Source organism: Pseudomonas sp. PAGU 2196 (assembly GCF_022179005.1).
Taxonomy (GTDB): domain Bacteria; phylum Pseudomonadota; class Gammaproteobacteria; order Pseudomonadales; family Pseudomonadaceae; genus Aquipseudomonas; species Aquipseudomonas kermanshahensis.
In genome coordinates, this window is record NZ_BNTL01000009.1 from 138,927 (window position 1) to 159,480 (window position 20,554).

16 protein-coding genes and 2 pseudogenes are annotated in these 20,554 nt (G+C 61.5%); 6 read left to right on the top strand and 12 right to left on the bottom strand.

Going from position 1 to position 20,554, the window contains the following annotated elements:
- Positions 1 to 343 precede the first annotated feature (343 nt).
- Together MFF34_RS08780 and MFF34_RS08785 are read left to right on the top strand one after the other, a co-directional pair.
- Positions 344 to 1,219 carry an RHS repeat-associated core domain-containing protein gene (locus tag MFF34_RS08780; protein ID WP_238212526.1) on the top strand — a complete coding sequence of 292 codons (876 nt, stop codon included), beginning with the start codon at positions 344 to 346 and terminating at the stop codon, positions 1,217 to 1,219.
- A 439-nt stretch (positions 1,220 to 1,658) separates the two neighbouring features.
- The gene (locus tag MFF34_RS08785; RefSeq protein ID WP_238212528.1) at positions 1,659 to 2,564 is read left to right on the top strand and encodes an RHS repeat-associated core domain-containing protein; all 906 of its coding nucleotides are present in this window, start codon (positions 1,659 to 1,661) and stop codon (positions 2,562 to 2,564) included.
- 63 nt (positions 2,565 to 2,627) lie between these two features.
- Here the strand turns inward: MFF34_RS08785 and fdhA are convergent, their stop codons facing one another.
- From fdhA to MFF34_RS08820, 7 genes are all read right to left on the bottom strand, one after another.
- Positions 2,628 to 3,827, bottom strand: coding sequence for a formaldehyde dehydrogenase, glutathione-independent (gene fdhA, locus MFF34_RS08790; RefSeq protein ID WP_027594311.1), 1,200 nt, complete (start codon positions 3,825 to 3,827; stop codon positions 2,628 to 2,630).
- Positions 3,828 to 4,104: 277 nt separating this feature from the next.
- The gene (purU, locus tag MFF34_RS08795) at positions 4,105 to 4,962 is read right to left on the bottom strand and encodes a formyltetrahydrofolate deformylase (protein WP_027594310.1); all 858 of its coding nucleotides are present in this window, start codon (positions 4,960 to 4,962) and stop codon (positions 4,105 to 4,107) included.
- A gap of 12 nt (positions 4,963 to 4,974) precedes the next feature.
- The gene (locus tag MFF34_RS08800) at positions 4,975 to 5,607 is read right to left on the bottom strand and encodes a sarcosine oxidase subunit gamma (RefSeq protein ID WP_027594309.1); all 633 of its coding nucleotides are present in this window, start codon (positions 5,605 to 5,607) and stop codon (positions 4,975 to 4,977) included.
- Positions 5,608 to 5,788: 181 nt separating this feature from the next.
- Positions 5,789 to 8,806, bottom strand: a complete 3,018-nt coding sequence (locus MFF34_RS08805) for a sarcosine oxidase subunit alpha (RefSeq protein ID WP_027594308.1) — start codon at positions 8,804 to 8,806, stop codon at positions 5,789 to 5,791.
- On the bottom strand, positions 8,803 to 9,138 hold the full coding sequence (locus MFF34_RS08810; RefSeq protein WP_027594307.1) for a sarcosine oxidase subunit delta: 336 nt from the start codon (positions 9,136 to 9,138) through the stop codon (positions 8,803 to 8,805). The genes MFF34_RS08805 and MFF34_RS08810 overlap by 4 nt, the downstream gene beginning before the upstream one ends.
- 14 nt (positions 9,139 to 9,152) lie before the next feature.
- The gene (locus tag MFF34_RS08815) at positions 9,153 to 10,403 is read right to left on the bottom strand and encodes a sarcosine oxidase subunit beta family protein (RefSeq protein ID WP_008089646.1); all 1,251 of its coding nucleotides are present in this window, start codon (positions 10,401 to 10,403) and stop codon (positions 9,153 to 9,155) included.
- 15 nt (positions 10,404 to 10,418) lie between these two features.
- Positions 10,419 to 11,672, bottom strand: a complete 1,254-nt coding sequence (locus MFF34_RS08820) for a serine hydroxymethyltransferase (protein WP_027594306.1) — start codon at positions 11,670 to 11,672, stop codon at positions 10,419 to 10,421.
- 331 nt (positions 11,673 to 12,003) lie between these two features.
- Between MFF34_RS08820 and MFF34_RS08825 the strand changes: the two genes are divergently transcribed.
- The gene (locus tag MFF34_RS08825; protein WP_238212530.1) at positions 12,004 to 13,044 is read left to right on the top strand and encodes a low specificity L-threonine aldolase; all 1,041 of its coding nucleotides are present in this window, start codon (positions 12,004 to 12,006) and stop codon (positions 13,042 to 13,044) included.
- A gap of 116 nt (positions 13,045 to 13,160) precedes the next feature.
- On the opposite strand, the gene MFF34_RS28240 is transcribed toward MFF34_RS08825, so the two are convergent.
- The 4 genes and pseudogenes from MFF34_RS28240 to MFF34_RS08840 form a co-directional block, all read right to left on the bottom strand.
- Entirely contained in the window at positions 13,161 to 13,898 is a 738-nt protein-coding gene (locus MFF34_RS28240) for a methyl-accepting chemotaxis protein (RefSeq protein WP_374707387.1), read from the bottom strand.
- A gap of 126 nt (positions 13,899 to 14,024) precedes the next feature.
- Positions 14,025 to 15,098, bottom strand: a pseudogene (locus MFF34_RS28245) (cache domain-containing protein); the annotation flags it as partial.
- Between the two features lie 191 nt (positions 15,099 to 15,289).
- Positions 15,290 to 15,592: a cell division protein ZapA gene (locus MFF34_RS08835; protein WP_027594303.1), complete on the bottom strand. Its 303-nt coding sequence runs from the start codon at positions 15,590 to 15,592 to the stop codon at positions 15,290 to 15,292.
- Positions 15,589 to 15,819 (bottom strand): hypothetical protein, encoded by a 231-nt coding sequence (locus tag MFF34_RS08840; protein WP_027594302.1) that lies wholly within the window; start codon positions 15,817 to 15,819, stop codon positions 15,589 to 15,591. Before MFF34_RS08840 ends, MFF34_RS08835 begins: the two co-directional genes overlap by 4 nt.
- Before the next feature lie 293 nt (positions 15,820 to 16,112).
- On the opposite strand from MFF34_RS08840, the pseudogene MFF34_RS28250 reads away from it, so the two are divergent.
- A pseudogene (locus MFF34_RS28250) lies at positions 16,113 to 16,868 on the top strand (MCP four helix bundle domain-containing protein); the annotation flags it as partial.
- Positions 16,860 to 17,723 (top strand): methyl-accepting chemotaxis protein, encoded by an 864-nt coding sequence (locus MFF34_RS28255; RefSeq protein WP_371918313.1) that lies wholly within the window; start codon positions 16,860 to 16,862, stop codon positions 17,721 to 17,723. The pseudogene MFF34_RS28250 and the gene MFF34_RS28255, both read left to right, overlap by 9 nt.
- 126 nt (positions 17,724 to 17,849) lie before the next feature.
- On the opposite strand, the gene gbcB is transcribed toward MFF34_RS28255, so the two are convergent.
- Complete coding sequence (gene gbcB / locus MFF34_RS08850; RefSeq protein WP_085273832.1) at positions 17,850 to 18,950, bottom strand: glycine-betaine demethylase subunit GbcB; 1,101 nt, start codon at positions 18,948 to 18,950, stop codon at positions 17,850 to 17,852.
- A gap of 295 nt (positions 18,951 to 19,245) precedes the next feature.
- On the opposite strand from gbcB, the gene gbcA reads away from it, so the two are divergent.
- The gene (gene gbcA, locus MFF34_RS08855; RefSeq protein ID WP_027594299.1) at positions 19,246 to 20,538 is read left to right on the top strand and encodes a glycine-betaine demethylase subunit GbcA; all 1,293 of its coding nucleotides are present in this window, start codon (positions 19,246 to 19,248) and stop codon (positions 20,536 to 20,538) included.
- Positions 20,539 to 20,554: the final 16 nt, after the last annotated feature.

Genomic DNA, 20,554 nt, shown 5'->3' on the forward strand with positions numbered 1-20,554 from the left:
CGTGGGGTTTGACTCGGGGTTCGGGGGATTGTTCCGGGCCGGATATCGGCAGGCGGCCGCTCCTCGCTTGCCTGACATTTTTGCCAGTAGCCGCCCTCGAAATGTCTCAGGATACTGACAAGGTGAAGGTGCAGTTACTCTTGCTTAGCTGATAACGGTGCCATGCATGAAACGGCTGGATGATGCCGAAATAGGAACAATGCACTGATACACCCATTCCAGGGCAACTTAGCGAGCAATTTCCCAGTAGCACCTGTTATTTCTGCCAGTTTCATAAATCTGACAACCGTTCAAAATGGCCCCTGGGACAACGTTTTCATCAAAGCGGAAGGGGACCGAAGCCATGAGCAGATTACTGCACAGCACACTATTCTTCTACCAAGGCGACAAGCTGATCACCGTCAAACAAAGCGAACAACACCGCGCCATCTTTCGCAATGCGGATATGCTACTGGCCGAGGTGCAAACAGGCGAACCTTCTGGCAGCGGGTTACTGGCAACCGATGACAAGGGGTCTGTGCTCAGCGTTCAAGATGCAGCTGGCCTGGAAGGCCATAACTTCTCAGCCTACGGCCAGGATCCGACCTTGCCCTCGATGCGAACAACGACTGGCTTTAATGGCGAAGCTTACGAGTCAGTTTCGGCCAGTTACCTGCTGGGCCTTGGATTGCGTAGCTACTCTCCTCGCCTTAGACGCTTTTGTGCAGCAGACAACTGGAGCCCATTCGGAAAAGGTGGTTTGAATGCTTATGGCTACTGTGGGTGTGACCCTGTCAATAAAATAGATCGATCGGGGCACGCCCCAACACTTCACCTTGGACTTGAGCCCTCCACACTCGCGCTCGGCTATAAAAAAATCAGCAGCAACATAGCTCGATTTTTACCACACAACGAGCAAAATATATTTAGTAAAGTAGCAAAGCAAGCAGAAACCATTGTAGCTATAGCAATAAAAAAAATCGCCAACGAAACCCTCACTCTGGAAAATTTTGTGGAATACGACATCAGCAAGGCACCCGATATACTTAAGGAGGCACTAGAGACACGAAAGCACCATTTGACACTTATCACCATCAAACGCAGCGCTGCCATTACGGATGATTTTTATCATAGGAGTTCGCGCCCCCTTGAAAATGGCCGTAGAGGGGCTATGTTGTACCGTCCAAACGGAGGTGTAGACTCGAGCACAAGCAATAGAGCTATTCGTGACAATCAATGAAACTCAACGCACCTTCACGGTAGGTCATGCCTTACACTCACTCAGCACTAATAATCATGTAAATCAAACCCAGGATTTTCCATTAAACCTACAGCATTCGCCATATTTCCAGCAGGCCTTCCAAAACATACTCGCAACTATCTCAAGCCATTTTACTGATGAACAACAAGCCGCCGTTGCTTTGGGCCTCCACTAGTTGAGCGCAATGGCCAAGGCGCTGATGGATGATGCCGAGCTGGGGATGATGCGCTGAGTCATGGGTTGTCAGGGCTGGCCGCTTCGCGGGCAAGTCGGATCGCCGCACCGCCGCTCCCACAGGTTATGAGGCAGTGCTGGGAAGCTGTAAAACTGTTATTTCTGCCAGTATCGAAATTCTTGCGGCTGTTCAGAATGGGCTTCAGGCACACCCCATGTATCCAGAGCAGCAGAGACCTGAATCATGAGCAAAGCATCGAACCGCTCGCTTTTCTTCTACCAGGGCAACAAGCTGATCACCGTCAACCAAGGCGACCACCACCGCGCCATCTTCCGCCATGCGGATATGCCCTTGGCCGAAGTGCAGACAGGCGAAACTTCTGGCAGCGGGTTACTGGCAACCGATGACAAGGGGTCCGTGCTCAGCGTTCAAGATGTGGATGGCCTGGAAGGCCATAACTTCTCAGCCTACGGCCACGATCCGACCTTGCCCTCGATGCGAACAACGACTGGCTTTAATGGCGAAGCTTACGAGCCAGGTTCGGACAGTTACCTGCTGGGCCTTGGATTGCGCAGCTACTCTCCTCGCCTAAGACGTTTTTGTGCCGCAGACAACTGGAGCCCATTCGGAAAAGGTGGCTTGAATGCTTATTGCTACTGCGGGGGTGACCCCATCAACTTTGTCGACCCAAGTGGACATATGGAGCGGCCAAGTGGATATATGAAGCGCATTGCTTTAAAAAACGGCCAATTATACAAAGTCAACGAGAATATGGCCGTTGCTATTGGTACAAAACCCACAGCGCCACCAAGACCCACAACGTCACCCGCTTCCCAACATGACCCTGCGCAAGGCCATTACTTAAACTCGCCCCAGATTGCTCCTCAGCCACCTGCTAAACCGCAACTTGCCGCCCAGACCACGACCAGGCGAAATACACAAACGCGCGACGCGCCTATAGCATCGCCAGTGGTATCAAGCGATAGCACCCCTTCAGTCTCACGCAGCCCCAGCGCTGACTCGCTGCCCCAACTTCCGTACCACGTCAGGAGCTGGGTTGCGGCACAGAACAGTCCGTTCAGTTCAATGGCTAGCCAAATTAGGGAACCCGCTGACGAGGTTCCAAGCGCGCCGTCACCTCGCCATTAATGAATAGCATGTATATGTCTAGAAAAAAGCCCCTCATTCGAGGGGCTTTTAGCTCAACTTAAATTACGCCGCGCCCCACATCTTGTGCGGGTCGATCACAAACTTCTTCGGCACACCCGCATCGAACTCACCATACCCTTCCGGCGCCTGGTCGAGGTTGATCACCTGCACACCAACCACCTCAGCAATGTTGATACGGTCCCACATGATCGCCTGCATCAGTTGGCGGTTGTACTTCATGGTCGGGGTCTGACCGGTGTGGAAGCTGTGCGATTTCGCCCAACCCAGGCCAAAGCGGATGCTCAGGGCGCCGATCTTGGCAGCGGCATCGGAGGCGCCCGGGTCTTCAGTCACGTACAGGCCCGGGATGCCGATGCTGCCGGCAACGCGGGTAACCTGCATCAGTGAGTTCAGCACGGTGGCCGGGGCTTCATGCTTGGCACCCTCGTGGCCATGGCCGCGGGCCTCGAAGCCAACGGCGTCGACGGCGCAGTCCACTTCCGGCTCACCGAGAATGTCGATGATCTGCTCGTGCAGCGGGGTGTCCTTGGACAGGTCGACCACTTCGAAGCCCTGCGACTTGGCGTGCGCCAAGCGGGCCTGGTTGAGGTCACCGACGATCACGCAGGCAGCGCCCAGCAGGCGTGCCGAGGCAGCAGCGGCCAGGCCAACCGGGCCGGCGCCCGCGACGTAAACGGTGCTGCCTGGGCCTACGCCCGCCGTCACGGCGCCGTGGTAGCCAGTCGGCAGAATGTCGGATAGGCAGGTCAGGTCACGGATTTTTTCCATGGCCTTGTCGCGATCCGGCAGTTTCAGCAGGTTGAAGTCAGCGTACGGCACCAGCACGTACTCGGCCTGGCCACCGGTCCAGTCGCCCATGTCGACGTAGCCGTAGGCACCACCGGCGCGGGCCGGGTTGACGGTGAGGCAGACGCCGGTGTGCATTTCTTTGCAGGAGCGGCAGCGGCCGCAGGCGACGTTGAACGGTACCGACACCAGGTCGCCTTTTTTCAGGCGTTCGACATCACGCCCCAACTCGACGATTTCACCGGTGATTTCGTGGCCAAGAACCAGGCCGACCTGGGCAGTGGTGCGGCCGCGGACCATGTGCTGGTCGGAGCCGCAGATGTTGGTGGAGACCACCTTGAGAATGACGCCATGTTCGATCTTCTTGCCGCGCGGGTCCTGCATTTTCGGGTAGTCGATCTTCTGCACCTCGACCTTGCCGGCGCCGAGATACACCACTCCACGATTGCCAGACATGCTCTTACCTCGCTTGATTTTTATTTATGCAGCGTTGGTTGAAGCGCCGCCATCCATGGGCGGCATGTGTTACTGGGATGAGGGGAATTGTGGGCCTGATGCGGCGAGTTGCGCAGACTGAAAACGACAGGGGGATGCCTTTTTACGGCAGGGGATAATGTGTTGAGCCATTCGCGGGTAAACCCGCTCCCACAAGTACAGCGCCGCACTCGAAAGCGGCGATGCACCTGTAGGAGCTGGCTTGCCTGCGATGGGCTGCAAAGCAGCCCCAAAATAGTCAGAGCACCACAGTCCGATTGGCGTTAAGAAACACCCGCCGCTCAATGTGATACCCCACCGCGCGCGCCAGGGTCAGGCATTCGATATCCCGCCCCTTGGCAATCAGGTCTTCCGGGTAATGGCTGTGGTCCACCACCTCGACCCCCTGGGCAATGATCGGCCCTTCATCAAGGTCGTTGTTGATGTAGTGCGCGGTGGCGCCAACCATCTTCACGCCCTTGTTGTACGCCTGGTGATAAGGCTTGGCGCCTTTGAACCCCGGCAACAGCGAGTGGTGAATGTTGATCGCCCAGCCGTCCAGGCGCCGGCACAGCTCGGGCGACAGCACCTGCATGTAGCGGGCAAGGATGACCAGTTCCGCGCCAGTCTCCTCGATCACCTGCAGCACCTTGCGCTCTTGCCCCGCCTTATCGTTGGGGTCGAGTGCAAAGTGGTAGTAAGGAATCTTGTGCCAATGCGCCAGCGGTTCGAGGTCTGGGTGGTTGGACACCACTGCGACTACGTCCATGCCCAGTTGGCCAATACGCTGGCGATACAACAGGTCGTTCAGGCAGTGGTCGGCCTTGGACACCATGATCACCACCTTGGGGCGGTGATTAGGCGCGGTCAGCTCGAAGGCCATGCCGAACGCTTCACTACGTTCAGCGAGGCCGGCACGGAAGCCCGCCTCGTCAAAATCGTCCGGCTGGCGGAATTCGACGCGAATGAAGAAGCGCCCCGACTGCCGGTCATCGAAGGAGTGGTGCTCCGTGACGTAGCAGCGCTGCTCGTAGAGGAAACGCGTCACCACGTCGACGGTACCGAGCATGCTCGGGCAGTCGGCGGTGAGAATCCAGGTATCCGGTGCCCGACTCATGTGCGGCTCTCCTTAGGCTTCGATGCTCAGGCCGTATTCGGCCGAAGCGTCCTGCAGCCACAGCCACCAGTAATCGGCGAAGCTGCGGCGAATCACCAGTTCCCAGGTGTCTTCGGCGGTGCGGCGGATCACCAGTTGCGACTTGGCGAACACCGTACCGACGGCCTTGCCCACCGGGAAGTTGTTTGGGTGAACATCATAGCTGGTGGACTTCATCAGCACTTCGCGCACGTGCGGGCCGCGCAGTTCCAGCAGGCTCTGCCCGCCGCTGACGTTGACCACCTGGATGTGCAGGCCGTCGAGGGCCGCGCGCAGTTTTTGCTCGATGGCAAACTCCTGGCCGCCCGGGACGATCAGCAGCCACTCGTCGGGGCCCATCCACTGCAGCGACATGTCGCTGTTGGCGACCACGGTCAGGGCCACCGGCAGCTCCAGGCCCAGGGCCTTGTGCACGCCTGCGGCGAAGGCCGGGTCATGGCCGTCGCCACGCAGGGTCAGGTGGCCGAGGAATTTTTTCTCACGCAGGGTCACGCCTGCGTTCTTGCGGCCCTTGCCAACCAGGCTGGCCAGGTCGGCATGGTGCAGCGGCGACTGGGCCTTGGCGTCGGCGCCGGGGTTTTGCTGGAAGACGTTGATAGCGCTCATTTCTTACCTGCCTTGAATTCTGTTGTCCGTAAGACCGAAGGTCAGACGCAATGCCTGAATGCGAGTGGTGGTCTGTGGGAGCGGGCTTGTCCCGCGAAATGGGCGGCATGGCCACCATCGCATTCGCGGGGCAAGCCCGCTCCCACAGGGCTTGCATTTCAAGCGGAGCTATCCATGGGCCTTAAACGTTCTGCCGCTCACCCTTCGGATCGAAGAACACCGAAGACACGATTTCCGCCTCGATCACGCTGCCGTCAGCCTGCGGCGAGTACACCCGCTCGCCCATGCGCTTGAGGCCGCCTTTGACCACACCCATGGCGAACGAATACCCCAGGGAGTTGGCTGCGTAGCTGGAGGTGACGTGGCCAACCATGTCCATCGGGATCGGTTGCTTGGGGTCGAACACCAGTTGCGCGCCTTCTGGCAGCCACTGGGTCGGGTCCACCGGCTTGAGGCCGACCAGCTGCTTGCGGTTGTCGCGCAGGCAGTCTTCGCGGTTCATGCCGCGCAGGCCGATCCACGAGAACGGCTTGTTGCGGCCCACGCACCAGCTCATGTTCAGGTCGTCTGGGTTCATCGAGCCGTCAGTGTCCTGGCCGACGATGATGAAGCCCTTCTCGGCACGCAGCACGTGCATGGTCTCAGTGCCATACGGGGTCAGGTTGTATTGCTTGCCCGCCTCGATGATCTTTTCCAGCACGCCCATGGCGTAGTTGGCCTGCACGTTCACTTCGTACGACAGCTCACCGGTGAACGAGATGCGGAACACACGGGCCGGTACGCCGGCGACGGTGCCTTCCTTCCAGGTCATGAACGGGAAGGCGTCCTTGTCCAGGTCGATGTCGTCGGTCAGCGCGCTCAGCAGCTTGCGGCTGTTGGGGCCGGACAGGGTCATGGTCGCCCAGTGGTCGGTGACCGAGGTGAAGTACACCTTCATCTCTGGCCATTCGGTCTGGTGGTAAAGCTCCAGCCACTGCAGCACGCGTGCGGCGCCGCCGGTGGTGGTGGTCATGTAGAAGTGGTTGTCGCCAACGCAGGCGGTCACGCCGTCGTCGAAGACCATGCCGTCTTCTTTGCACATCAGGCCGTAGCGGGCCTTGCCCACGTCAAGCTTGGTCCAGGCGTTGCTGTAGATGCGGTTGAGGAACTCACGCGCGTCCGGGCCCTGGATGTCGATCTTGCCCAGGGTCGAGGCGTCGAGCAGGCCGACGCTGTCACGCACGGCCTTGCACTCGCGGGCCACGGCGGCGTGGATGTCTTCACCGGCTTTGGGGAAGTACCACGGGCGTTTCCACTGGCCGACGTCTTCGAACTCGGCGCCGTTCTTCACGTGCCAGCCATGCAGGGCGGTGAAGCGTACAGGTTCGAACAGGTGGCCACAGTGACGGCCCGCTACCGCACCGAAGGTGACCGGCGTGTAGTTGGGGCGGAACATGGTGGTGCCCATTTCCGGGATGGTGATGCCGATCGAACGGGCGGCGATGGCCAGGCCATTGATGTTGCCCAGCTTGCCCTGGTCGGTACCGAAGCCCAGCGCGGTGTAGCGCTTGACGTGTTCGACCGACTCGAAGCCTTCGCGGGTGGCCAGCTCGATACCGGCAGCGGTCACGTCGTTCTGTTGGTCGACGAACTGCTTCGGCCCTTTGCTGCCCTTGTCGTGCGGCACCTGGAACAGCGCCACGGTGGCCTCTTCCTTGCGTGCCACGGTTTTCGGCAAGGTGCCGGTGGTGGCCTTGAAGCCGGCTTCGGTGGCTGCGCGAACGCCGCCTTCAAAGCCGTCGGCAATCACATCGCCCAGGGCGTAGACGCCATGGATGCCGCCGACACAAACGCGTTTTTGCGGTGCATCGCCCGGCACGAAGCCGAGAATGTCATCGCGCCAGACCGGGCGACCGCCCAGGTGCGACGCCAGGTGGACGATCGGGCTGTAACCGCCGGAGCTGGCGATCAGGTCGCACTCGAGGGTTTCGCCTGGGCTGGTGACTTTGTGGGCCTGCACGTCGATGGCGGCCACGCGGGCGCCGGTCACGTGCTTGCTGCCTTTGGCCTCGACCACGGCGCTGGAAGTGAGGATGCGGATGCCTTTTGCACGCGCTTCTTCAACCAGCGAGCCGCGTGGGTTGTGGCGGGCGTCGGCGATGGCGACCACTTGCAGGCCAGCGTCGTGCCAGTCCAGCGCGGCGCGGTAGGCGTGGTCGTTGTTGGTCGACAGCACCAGCTTGCGACCCGGGGCCACACCGTAGCGGCGTACGTAGGTGGACACAGCGCCGGCCAGCATGTTGCCCGGCACGTCGTTGTTGCCGTACACCAGCGGGCGCTCGTGGGCGCCAGCGGCCAGCACCACACGGCCGGCACGCACACGGTGCACGCGGTGACGCACCTGGCCGATCGGGGCGCGGTCGCCGAGGTGGTCGGTGAGGCGCTCGTGGATGGTCAGGAAGTTGTGGTCGTGGTAGCCGTTGACCGTGGCGCGGGGCAGCAGGGTCACTTCAGGCAGGCTTTCCAGCTCTTTGACCACCGCATTGACCCAGTCAGCGGCAGGCTTGCCGTCGAGGGTTTCGCGGGTGTCGAGCAGGCTGCCGCCGAACTCTTCCTGTTCATCGGCGAGGATTACGCGGGCGCCACTGCGGGCAGCAGCCAAGGCGGCGGCCAGGCCAGCAGGGCCGGCACCGACGATCAGCACGTCGCAGTGCTGGTTCATGTAGTCGTAGCTGTCCGGGTCGTTCTGCAGCGGTGCACGGCCAAGACCGGCCGCTTTACGGATGTACTTCTCGTACGTCATCCAGAACGATTTCGGGTACATGAAGGTTTTGTAGTAGAAGCCCGGCGGCATCATGCTGCCGCCCACCTTGCCAAGGATGCCCATGACGTCGTTGTTGACGTTCGGCCAGCCGTTGGTGCTGGTGGCGACCAGGCCGGCGTACAGCGCCTGCTGGGTGGCACGCACGTTAGGGATCTGGGTGGCTTCGCTGGAGCCGATCTGCAGGATGGCGTTCGGCTCTTCGGTACCGGCGGCGATGATGCCGCGCGGGCGCGAGTACTTGAAACTGCGGCCGACGATGTCGACGCCGTTGGCCAGCAGCGCAGCGGCCAGGCTGTCACCGGCATAACCCTGGTAGGTCTTGCCGTTGAAGGTGAAGTTCAGGACCTTGCTGCGATCGATACGGCCGCCGCTGGCGAGGCGATAGGTCTGGCTCATACTTTTTCCCCTTGGCCTTTGACGGTCGACGGTGCGCTGTTTTGCTTGCCGTTGGCGGTCACCTGCGGCTTCTCGCCAATCTTGTAGGTTTCCAGAATCTCGTAGGTCACGGTGTCGCGGGTGACGTTGAAGTACTGACGGCAGCCGGCAACGTGGTCCCACAGTTCGTGGTGAATACCGCGCGGGTTATCGCGGAAGAACATGTAGGTGCCCCACTCCTCGTCGGAGCAGGCGGCAGGGTCCAGCGGGCGGGCGATGTGCGCCTGGCCAGAGGCGTGGAACTCTTCTTCGGAGCGCAGCTCGCCGCAGTGGGGACAGAAAATATGCAACATGACGGTGTCTCCGGTTAGTGGGCGACGGCGGCGGCGCCGTGTTCGTCGATCAGTGCGCCGTTGTAGAAACGGTCCATGGAGAACGGCGCGGCCAGTGGGTGCATCTCGCCTTTGGCCAGGCTGGCAGCGAAGACGTTGCCCGAACCCGGGGTCGCCTTGAAGCCACCGGTACCCCAACCGCAGTTGAAGAACATGTTCTTGACCGGGGTCTTGGAGATGATCGGGCAGGCGTCCGGCGAGGTGTCGACGATGCCGCCCCATTGGCGGTTCATGCGCACGCGCGAGAGGTTGGGGAACATCTCGACGATCGCTTGCAGGGTGTGCTCGATCACCGGGTACGAACCGCGCTGGCCGTAGCCGACCCAACCGTCGATACCGGCGCCGATCACCAGGTCGCCCTTGTCGGACTGGCTGATGTAGCCGTGCACGGCGTTAGACATGATCACGCTGTCGATGATCGGCTTGATCGGTTCGGACACCAGGGCTTGCAGCGGGTGCGATTCCAGCGGCAGGCGGAAGCCGGCCAGTTTGGCCATGTGCCCGGAGTTACCGGCAGTGACCACGCCGACGCGCTTGGCGCCGATGAAGCCTTTGTTGGTTTCGACACCGATGACCGCGCCGTTTTCCTTGCGGAAACCGATCACTTCGGTCTGCTGGATCAGGTCCACGCCCAGGGCGTCGGCGGCACGGGCGTAACCCCAGGCCACGGCGTCGTGACGGGCAACACCACCACGGCGCTGAACGGTCGCGCCGAGGATCGGGTAACGGGTGTTCTTCGAGCAGTCCAGGTACGGGATTTCGGCTGCGACCTGGGCGGTGTTCAGCAGTTCGCCATCGACGCCGTTGAGGCGGTTGGCGCTGACGCGGCGCTCGGAGTCACGAATGTCCTGCAAGGTGTGGCACAGGTTGTAGACACCGCGCTGGGAAAACATCACGTTGTAGTTGATGTCCTGGGACAGGCCCTCCCACAGCTTCATGGCGTGCTCGTACAACTGCGCCGATTCGTCCCACAGGTAGTTGGAACGCACGATGGTGGTGTTACGGGCGGTGTTGCCGCCGCCCAGGTAACCCTTCTCGATCACTGCGACGTTGGTGATGCCGTGTTCCTTGGCCAGGTAGTAGGCCGTGGCCAGGCCATGGCCGCCACCGCCAACGATGACCACGTCGTAGACCTTTTTAGGGGTCGGCGTGCGCCACATGCGCTGCCAGTTTTCGTGGTGGCTGAGGGAGTGTTTGAAGAGGCCGAAGCCCGAGTAGCGTTGCATGGTCGTTTACTCCACTCAGCGGTAAACAGGGAAGTCTGCGCACAGCGCCGCGACGTTCTTCGCCACATCGGCTTCGACGTCAGCGTCACCGAGGTTGTCGAGGATGTCGCAGATCCAGCCGGCCAGGGCCACACACTGAGCGACCTTGAAGCCGCGGGTGGTGACGGCCGGGGTGCCGATGCGCAGGCCCGAGGTGACGAACGGCGACTGCGGGTCGTTCGGCACGGCGTTCTTGTTGACGGTGATGTGCGCGCGGCCCAGGGCGGCGTCGGCATCTTTACCGGTGAGGCCCTGGCGGATCAGGCTGACCAGGAACAGGTGGTTGTCAGTGCCGCCGGAAACCACGTCGTAGCCGCGGTCGATGAACACTTGGGCCATGGCCTGGGCGTTTTCGATCACTTGTTGCTGGTAAGCCTTGAAGCCTGGCTCCAGCGCTTCCTTGAAGCACACGGCCTTGGCGGCGATGACGTGCATCAGCGGGCCGCCCTGGGCGCCGGGGAACACGGCAGCGTTGAGCTTCTTCTCGATTTCTTCGTTGGACTTGGCCAGGATCAGGCCGCCACGTGGGCCGCGCAGGGTCTTGTGGGTGGTGGTGGTGACCACGTCGGCGAACGGGATCGGGTTCGGGTACAGGCCTGCGGCAACCAAGCCGGCAACGTGGGCCATGTCGACGAACAGCAGCGCACCGACCTTGTCGGCGATGGCGCGGAAGCGTGGGAAGTCGAGGGTCTTGGAGTAGGCCGAGAAGCCGGCGACGATCATTTTCGGCTTGTGCTCGACCGCCAGGCGCTCGACTTCGTCGTAATCGATCAGGCCGGTCTTGGTGTCGATGCCGTATTGAACCGCGTTGTACAGCTTGCCCGAGGACGACACTTTGGCGCCGTGGGTCAGGTGGCCGCCGTGGGCCAGGCTCATGCCCAGGATGGTGTCACCGGCCTGCAGCAGGGCCAGGTACACCGCGCCGTTGGCGGAAGAGCCGGAGTGCGGCTGGACGTTGGCGTAGTCAGCACCGAACAGCTGCTTGGCGCGCTCGATGGCCAGTGCCTCGACCTTGTCCACGTGCTCGCAGCCACCGTAGTAGCGCTTGCCTGGGTAGCCTTCGGCGTATTTGTTGGTCAGGCCGCTGCCTTGGGCCTGCATGACGCGCTGGCTGGTGTAGTTCTCCGAGGCGATCAGCTCGATGTGATCTTCCTGGCGCTGTTCTTCGGCATTCATCGCCGCCAGCAGTGCGTCGTCGTAACCCTGGATCTGGTCTTGCTTGCTGAACATCTTGTTGTCTCCCGGCAGCGATCGTTTCTTGTCTGTAGAGCACTGTGGCCCTTTGTGGCGATGGTATGACTGGCCGGGGTGGGTCAGATGCCTGCGCACGCCTTGCAATGGCGCGTTTACGACATTCGCTTTTGTGTTGTGCATGCCGGCCTCTTCGCGGGGCAAGCCCGCTCCCACAATGGCCGCGTGCGCAGGGCCATTGGGGGAGCGGGCTTGCCCCGCGAAGAGGCCCGTTCAGACAACCCTGAAATCAGCTTATGTCTGGGTTGTATAGGCAACTGCTGAATCGATGGTTTAGAGTGCTGTTCTGCGTCGTTCACAGGACCGTGTCATGACAGATAAGAGCCAACAATTCGCCAGCGACAACTATTCCGGCATCTGCCCCGAAGCCTGGGCCGCCATGGCCAAGGCCAACATGGGCCACGAACGCGCCTATGGCGACGACCAGTGGACCGAGCGTGCCTCGGAATACTTCCGCAAGCTGTTCGAAACTGACTGCGAGGTGTTCTTCGCCTTCAACGGCACTGCAGCCAACTCCCTGGCCCTGGCCTCGCTGTGCCAGAGCTACCACAGCGTGATCTGCTCCGAGACCGCCCACGTCGAAACCGACGAATGCGGCGCGCCGGAGTTTTTCTCCAACGGTTCCAAGCTGCTCACCGCGCCCAGCGTCAACGGCAAGCTGACGCCTGAGTCGATCCGAGAAGTGGCGTTGAAGCGCCAGGACATCCACTACCCCAAGCCACGTGTGGTAACACTCACCCAGGCCACCGAAGTGGGCACCGTGTACCGCCCCGACGAGCTCAAGGCGATCAGCGTCACCTGCAAGGAACTGGGCCTTAACCTGCACATGGACGGCGCGCGCTTCACCAATGCCTGCGCGTTCCTCGGTTGCAGCCCGGCGGAGCTGACCTGGAAGGCCGGCGTCGATGTACTGTGTTTTGGCGGTACCAAGAACGGCATGGCGGTGGGCGAGGCGATCCTGTTCTTCAATCGCCAGCTGGCCGAAGACTTCGACTACCGCTGCAAGCAGGCCGGGCAGTTGGCGTCGAAGATGCGCTTCTTGTCTGCGCCCTGGGTCGGGCTGTTGGAAGATGGCGCCTGGCTGCGCCACGGCACGCACGCCAACCACTGCGCGCAGCTGTTGGCGTCGCTGGTGAGCGACCTGCCGGGGGTGGAGCTGATGTTCCCGGTGGAGGCCAACGGGGTGTTTCTGCAGATGCCAGAGCACGCGATTGAAGCGCTGCGGGGCAAGGGCTGGCGGTTCTATACCTTTATTGGCAGTGGCGGGGCCCGGTTCATGTGCTCCTGGGATACTGAAGAAGATCGGGTGCGTGAGCTGGCGGCGGATATCCGCGCGATCATCACTGCCTGATAGATCGCATTCGCGGGGCAAGCCCGCTCCCACAGGTCCTGCACAGTTTCAGCATCTGTGAGGACCCTGTGGGAGCGGGCTTGCCCCGCGAATGCGATGGCAGCAGCTCCAACAATCTAAAGCTTGAACCCACCCATCTGCCGCGCCAAATCATCAGCCAACCCACGCAACGCCTGGCACTCCGCCCGGCACCCCTGCACCTCCGCCGCCGTCTCCCTGGCCAGGTCGGAAATCCCCTGTACCGTCCGGTTGATCTCCTCCGTCACCGCTGACTGCTCTTCAGTCGCTGTCGCCACCTGATGGTTCATGTCGCTGATGTGCTCGACCTTGTCGGTAATCGCCCCCAGCGAGGCACCGGTACGTTGGCTCGATTCAACGCCGCTGCCCGTTGCCTGCTGCCCTGCCTGCATCGACGTCACCGCCGAGCCTGCGCCCTGCTTCAAGCGCTGGATCATCTGCTGCACTTCATCGGTAGACAGCTGCGTACGCCGCGCCAGGGTACGCACCTCATCGGCGACTACGGCAAAACCACGCCCCATCTCCCCTGCCCGCGCAGCTTCGATGGCCGCATTGAGCGCCAAGAGGTTGGTTTGTTCGGAAATACTACGGATCACCGCCAATACTTCATCGATCGAGGCGACTTCGTCGGCCAACTGTGCGACCGCATCCGCCGCCTTGCCGATGTCGCCGGACATGCCTTCAATACCCTGGATCGAGCGCCGCACCACGTCACGCGCCTGCAAGGCTTCGTCGCGCGCCGATTGTGACGCTTCAGCGGCATTGCCGGCATTGCGGGCGATGTCCTGCACGGTCAGGCCCATCTCATGCACGGCGGTGGCGACCATTTCGGTCATTTCCTGTTGGCGACCGGAGCGCTCGGCCGTGTTGTCCACCACCTGCGTCACCTGTTCGACGGCCAGGTGCAAGCGTTCAGTCGTGCGCAGCACCTCGCCGATCAACCCCCGTTGGCTGTCGAGGAAGCGGTTGAAGCCACGGGCCAGATCCCCCAGTTCGTCCTGGCGCGAATCATCCAGGCGGTGGCTGAGGTCTCCCGCGCCGCTGCCGATCTGCACCAGTGCGGCCGTGACGCGGCGGATCGGCCGTACCAAGCCGCGCGCCAGCAACACTACCAGCAGCAACGACAACAGCGCCACGCCGCCACCGATCAAGGTGGTCAGCCAGACCGCCTGATGCATCTGCGCGTAGATCTCGGCCTCAGGCACTTCGGCGACCAAGGTCCAGTTCAGGTCGCGCAGTGGCAAGCCTAACGCCAGGTAGCTTTCGCCATCCCGCTGGAAGCGGCTGGTACGCAGGCCCTGGTCGCCACTCATTACTGCTTTCGCGGCCTGTGCGTCTAGCTGGTCGACAAGCTGGCGCTTGCCGCTGAAGGCGCTGTCCGGGTGCACCTGGATCAGCCCATCGTTGCGTACCAAAAATACTTTGCCGTGCTCGCCAAAGCTGAAATCGTGGATCAGCTTCGACAACTCGGTCATGCGCAGGCCCATACCCGCCACGCCGACCAGCTTGCCGTCTTTTTCCACGCGATAGTCGATGAACAGCGCCAACTCGCCTGTGGCACCGTCGATGTCGATATTGATCAGGCGCTCGGCGCCGCTGTCGATATAGCCGTAGAACCACGTGTCCTTCGGATTGGCCCGGCTCAGTGTGCGGTCCAGCCCCTTCTCGTTGTAGTAGTGGCCGGTTTCGGTGGAGGCGAACAGGGTGGTAAAGGCTTTGTTGCGCTGCTTGGCAGCCTCAAGGTATTCGATAAAGCGTGAGGTTTGAGCGGGGTCCTCGCCCTCGGCAAGCCAATCACGCAGCAGGGTATTGCCGGCTATGTCGGCGGCCGCCACCAGCGGCTGGCCGAGCATGCGCTCGATATCGTTGCGGATTGCCTCGACACTGGCTGGCAGCGCTGTGTCGACCAGGTAGCGTTCGGTCAGGCGGTTGAGCGCCACCGTGAAGATGATCACCACCACCAGGATGCTCGCCAGCAGGGCTGCGCCCATGCTTGCGATCAATTGCCACTGGATACTCTGCCGCCAGATACGCATGCCCGTACTCCCCGCCAATTATTGTTTTGGGGGAAGTGTATACACTTGAGTATCCAGTTATTCCAGTGATCTGGGACATTGTAGGAGCAGCCTTGTGCTGCGAAGAGGCCGGTGACAGCAGCGGAAATCCCTGCGTTTTCACCGGCCTCTTCGCAGCACAAGGCTGCTCCTACAAGGGATCGCGGAGTGCTTTATTGTTCGGCGATAGTCCGAACGATCGCGTCCACCGTGGCGTCGATCTGCGCCTGGGTACGCGCCAGCGTCTGCTGATGCTCTTTTTGCAGCTCAACCTGCTTGGAACACAGGTTCAGGGCCGCCAGCACCAGCAGCTTGTCACCGATCAGGGTCGGGTACGAACGCTTGGTCTCGGCCAGGGCGGTGTTCAGCATCCGCACCGCCTGCGCCAGGGTTTCTTCCTGGCCTTCGGGCGCCTTGATCGAATAGTCGCTGCCGAGGATCGACACGACATTGACCGGCTGCGCTTGCAGACTCATGCGTTGACGACACCCGCATTGGCGCGGTCAACCAGCGCCTGGATGCGCGCGGCGGTGGCGCCGTTCTTCTCTTCCTGCTCCATCAGCGACAGCTGCAGGGTCTCGTTTTCTTCCTTGGCCTGGGCCAGTTGCTGACCGAGGGTAGTGTTCTGCTCGGTGAGTTGAGCGTTTTTCTGCATCAGGTCGCTGACCAGTTGCTCGATTTGATTCAGGGAGGCTTCCAGCATGGGGTCTATCTCAGGTTGTTGCAAAGGCCGCACACGATAAAGAAAAGCGTGAGTCCTCGCCATTAAATATCGGATTCTTAAGGTTTCTAACCCGCAGATTGACAGGGTAAGCGCCCGCTTGTTCCGACCTGGATCAACCGCCGGTCAGGAAAAGGTTAGCGCGCTCACAATTTTCACCGGTCTCGCTCAAGACTGACCAGTCACGACCGATAGCCAGGCAAGTCATATTTCGTCGCCATCCCCTGCGACCTCTTCCCCTTGCCTGGATTACGCCCCTCATGTCCCTACGCAACATGAATATCGCCCCGCGCGCGCTGCTCGGCTTCGCGCTGATCGGCCTGTTGATGCTCGGCCTCGGCATCTTCTCGCTGATGCAGATGGGCAACATCCGCCAGGCCGGCGTTGCCATCGAAAGCATCAGCGTGCCCAGCATCAAGACGCTGGACGAACTTACTGCGCTGAACCTGCGCATGCGCACCCTTTCCTATCGCCTGCTGCTCAACCGCGACCCAGAGACGCAGCGCGACACCCTCAACCTGCTGGACCAACGCAACACCCAGATCGACCAGGCGCGCCGTGCCTACGAGCCCATGATCAGCGCACGCGACGAGCAAGCGGCTTACGATCAATACAGCCAACTGCTCAATCAGTACCGCCAGCTGGAGGCGCGCATGCGCAGCCTGAGCCAGGCAGGCCGCACCGACGAATTGCGCGACCTGCTCAACCGCGACCTGCTGGCCAACTCCGAGCAGATCAACAAGGTCATGGACACCTTGGTGCGCATCAACACCGACCAGACCCGCGCCACCAATGAAACGGCTGCCAGCCAGTACGCCTCTGCCTTCGCCCTGGTGATTGGCCTGTTGATCGCAGCCACGGTGCTGACCCTGCTGTGCGCCTTCCTGCTGACCCGCAGTATCGTCAAACCGATTGAAGAGGCGCTCAAATGCGCCGAGCAGGTGGCCGACGGCGACCTCACCCACGTCATCCGTGCCGAAGGCACCGACGAAGCCGCACGCCTGCTACGCGCCATGGCCCGCATGCAGGAGAAACTGCGCGACACCCTGCAATTGATTGCCGGCTCGGCGACCCAACTGGCATCGGCCGCGGAAGAGCTCAACAGCGTCACTGACGAAAGCGCCCGTGGCTTGCAGCAGCAGAACAACGAAATCGAGCAGGCCGCCACCGCGGTCACCGAGATGACCAGCGCCGTGGAAGAAGTGGCGCGCAATGCGGTCAGCACCTCGGAGGCCTCTGGTGAAGCCAGCCGTTCGGCCGGCGACGGGCGCGACCTGGTACTGGAGACCGTCGGCGCCATCGAGCGCATGAGCGGTGATGTGCAGGCCACTGCCACGCTGATCACTCACCTGGCCGAACAGTCGCGTGACATCGGCAAGGTGCTGGATGTGATTCGCGGCCTGGCCGACCAGACCAACCTGCTGGCGCTCAATGCCGCGATCGAAGCGGCCCGTGCCGGTGAGGCAGGCCGCGGCTTTGCCGTGGTGGCGGATGAAGTGCGGGCATTGGCCCATCGTACCCAGCAGTCGACCAGCGAAATCGAGCGGATGATCGGCAGTATCCAGGGCGGGACCGAAGAGGCGGTGGAGTCGATGCGCACCAGCACCGAACGTGCCGCGTCGACCTTGAATATCGCCCGGGGTGCGGGCATGGCGCTGGATACCATTGCGGGTGCGGTGGCGCAGATCAACGAGCGTAACCTAGTGATTGCCAGCGCGGCGGAAGAGCAGGCCCAGGTGGCCCGCGAGGTGGACCGCAACCTGGTGAATATCAATGACCTGTCGGTGCAGAGCGCGACCGGGGCGCATCAGACCAGCGCGGCGAGTGCCGAGTTGTCGCGGTTGGCGGTGGATTTGAATGGGCTGGTAGCGCGCTTCCGTACCTGACCTGCGGCCCCTTTCGCGGGGCAAGCCCGCTCCCACAGGTTATGCGCAAGCCTGAAGTACTCGGTGAACCTGTGGGAGCGGGCTTGTGCCGCGAATGGGCCGCAAAGCGGCCCCAAAATCTGCAGATCAGTAATCGATCCGCACATCCCCTTTCGGCACACTGCAGCACGACAGGATGTACCCCTCGGCCTCGTCTTCCTCGGTAATGCCGCCGTTGTGTTCCATCTCCACCTCGCCACCCAGCTTGAGCACCTTGCATGTCCCGCAAATGCCCATGCCGCAAGCCTTGGGGATCATCAGCCCAACTTTCGCCGCCGCCGCATGCACGGTCTCGCCCGGGGCGATGCGGATGCTCTTCTCACTGCCAATGAACTCCACCAGGTTGAGGTCCGAAATATCCACTTCCGGCGCATCGGCGGCCTGCTCGGCATGCTCCACGGCATCGGCCTTGGCTTCTGCGGGCGTCGCGCCGAACGATTCTTCGTGGTAGTTCTTCATGTCGAAGCCGACAGCTTCCAGCATGCGTTTGACCGCGGTCATGTACGGCGTCGGGCCGCAACAGAACACCGTGCGTTCCATGTAGTCGGGCGCGATCAGTTCCATCAGGCGCTGGTTCAGGTACCCGCGGTAACCCGCCCACGGCTCGCCCAGCCCGTGCTTCTCGCAAATGATGTGCAGGCTGAAGTTGGGGATGCGCGAGGCCATCTGCTCCAGCTCGCGGTGGAAGATGATGTCTTTCGGCGAACGGGCGCTGTGCACGAACACCATGTCGACATTGGCGTTAGTGTCGTAGAACCAACGCGCCATCGACATCACCGGGGTAATACCGACACCGCCCGAGAGGTACAGCACCTTGCCCGAGGGGAAGTCGATGGCGTTGAACAACCCCACCGGCCCGTGCACGGGCAGTTCGGCGCCTTCGTGCATGGTGTCGTGCAGATAGTTGGAGACATGCCCGCCCGGCACACGCTTGACGGTGATCGAGAAGCTGTAAGGCACCGACGGCGAACTGGAGATGGTGTAGGAGCGCATCACCGGCTTGCCTTCGATCTCAAGCTCCAGGGTGACGAACTGCCCTGGCTTGAAGAAGAACATGATCGGTTGGTCGGCCATGAAGCAGAAGGTGCGCACGTCCCAGGTCTCCTGAATGACCTTGACGCAGCGCACGATGTGGCGGCCGTTGGCCCAGGTCTGGGTGGTGACCGGATTGAGGAAGGTATCGGACATGTTCATCTCCAGCAGCCGACTATTGGCCTTTTTATGGCGTCGATAATGCGCAAGCTGAAGGCGACGTACATTCCTGCCTGCGACATCGGCGTACTTATCGCGACCAGCCCCATGCTACAAGGGCTGTGGCGTCGTTATTCAAATCGGCCATGTCGCCCATGGATACGGTTCACGACGCCTTCGGACGCACACTCCACGGCAAAAGAACCTGCTGTTTTTTTAACGACAGCCTTGCGGCACCACAACAATGATTAGCCACCTTTTGCCGGCCGCACACGGCCCCGAGGACCACACGATGGACGTCACCGCAACCCTGAGCCTGGGCGATCCACTGGAAGCAGCACGCAAGGCCACCGCCGAGATGCTGCAAACCCGCGAGCGCACCTACTCGCTGCCCCAGCCTTTCTACACCGACGAGCGTCTGTTCCAGATCGACATGCAGGAGATCTTCCACAAAGAGTGGCTGATCGCCGGCATGACTTGCGAGATTCCGGCCAAAGGCAACTTCATCACCCTGCAGATCGGCAAGAACCCGATCATCGTCATCCGTGGCGCCGAAGGTAAGGTGCATGCCTTCCACAACGTCTGCCGCCACCGCGGCTCGCGCCTGTGCACCAGCGACAAGGGCAAGGTGGCCAAGCTGGTCTGCCATTACCACCAGTGGACCTACGAGCTGGACGGCCGCCTACTGTTCGCCGGCACCGAAATGGGCGCCGACTTCGACATGAAGGAATACGGCCTCAAGCCTGTAAACGTGAAGGTCGCGGGGGGTTACATCTTCATCAGCCTGGCGGAAAACCCGCCAGCCATCGACGAGTTCCTGGCCACTTTGGACCATTACATGGAACCGTACGACATGGAGAACACCAAGATCGCGGTGCAGACCCAGTTGCTAGAGAAGGCCAACTGGAAGCTGGTACTGGAAAACAACCGCGAGTGCTACCACTGCAGCGGCTCGCACCCCGAGCTGCTGAAGACCCTGCTTGAATGGGACGACACCAACGACCCGCGTGCCAGCCAGGAATTCAAGGACCACGTGGCCGCCTCTGCCGCTGCCTGGGACGCCGAGAAAATCCCGTACCTGCACAAGAGCCACGGCCTGCGTAACCGCATCGTGCGCATGCCGCTGCTCAAGGGCACCGTGTCGATGACCATGGACGGCAAGCAGGCCTGCCAGAAGCTGATGGGCCGCATCAAGAACCCGGACCTCGGCTCGATGCGCATCCTGCACCTGCCGCACTCGTGGAACCACTGCATGGGCGATCACATGATCGTCTTCACCGTGTGGCCGATCAGCGCCCAGGAGACCTTGGTGACCACCAAGTGGCTGGTGCACAAGGATGCGGTTGAAGGCGTCGACTACGACCCTGCGCAGATGCGCAAGGTGTGGGATGCCACCAACGACCAGGACCGCCGTCTGGCGGAAGAGAACCAGCGCGGGATCAACTCCACGGCGTACCAGCCAGGGCCGTACTCGAAGACTTATGAGTTTGGTGTGGTGAACTTCATCGACTGGTACAGCCAGCGGGTGCTGGAGAACCTGGGGGCGGAGCCGGCGCCGTATTTGAAGGAAGTGCAGGCGCAGTAAACAATAGTGAACCAGG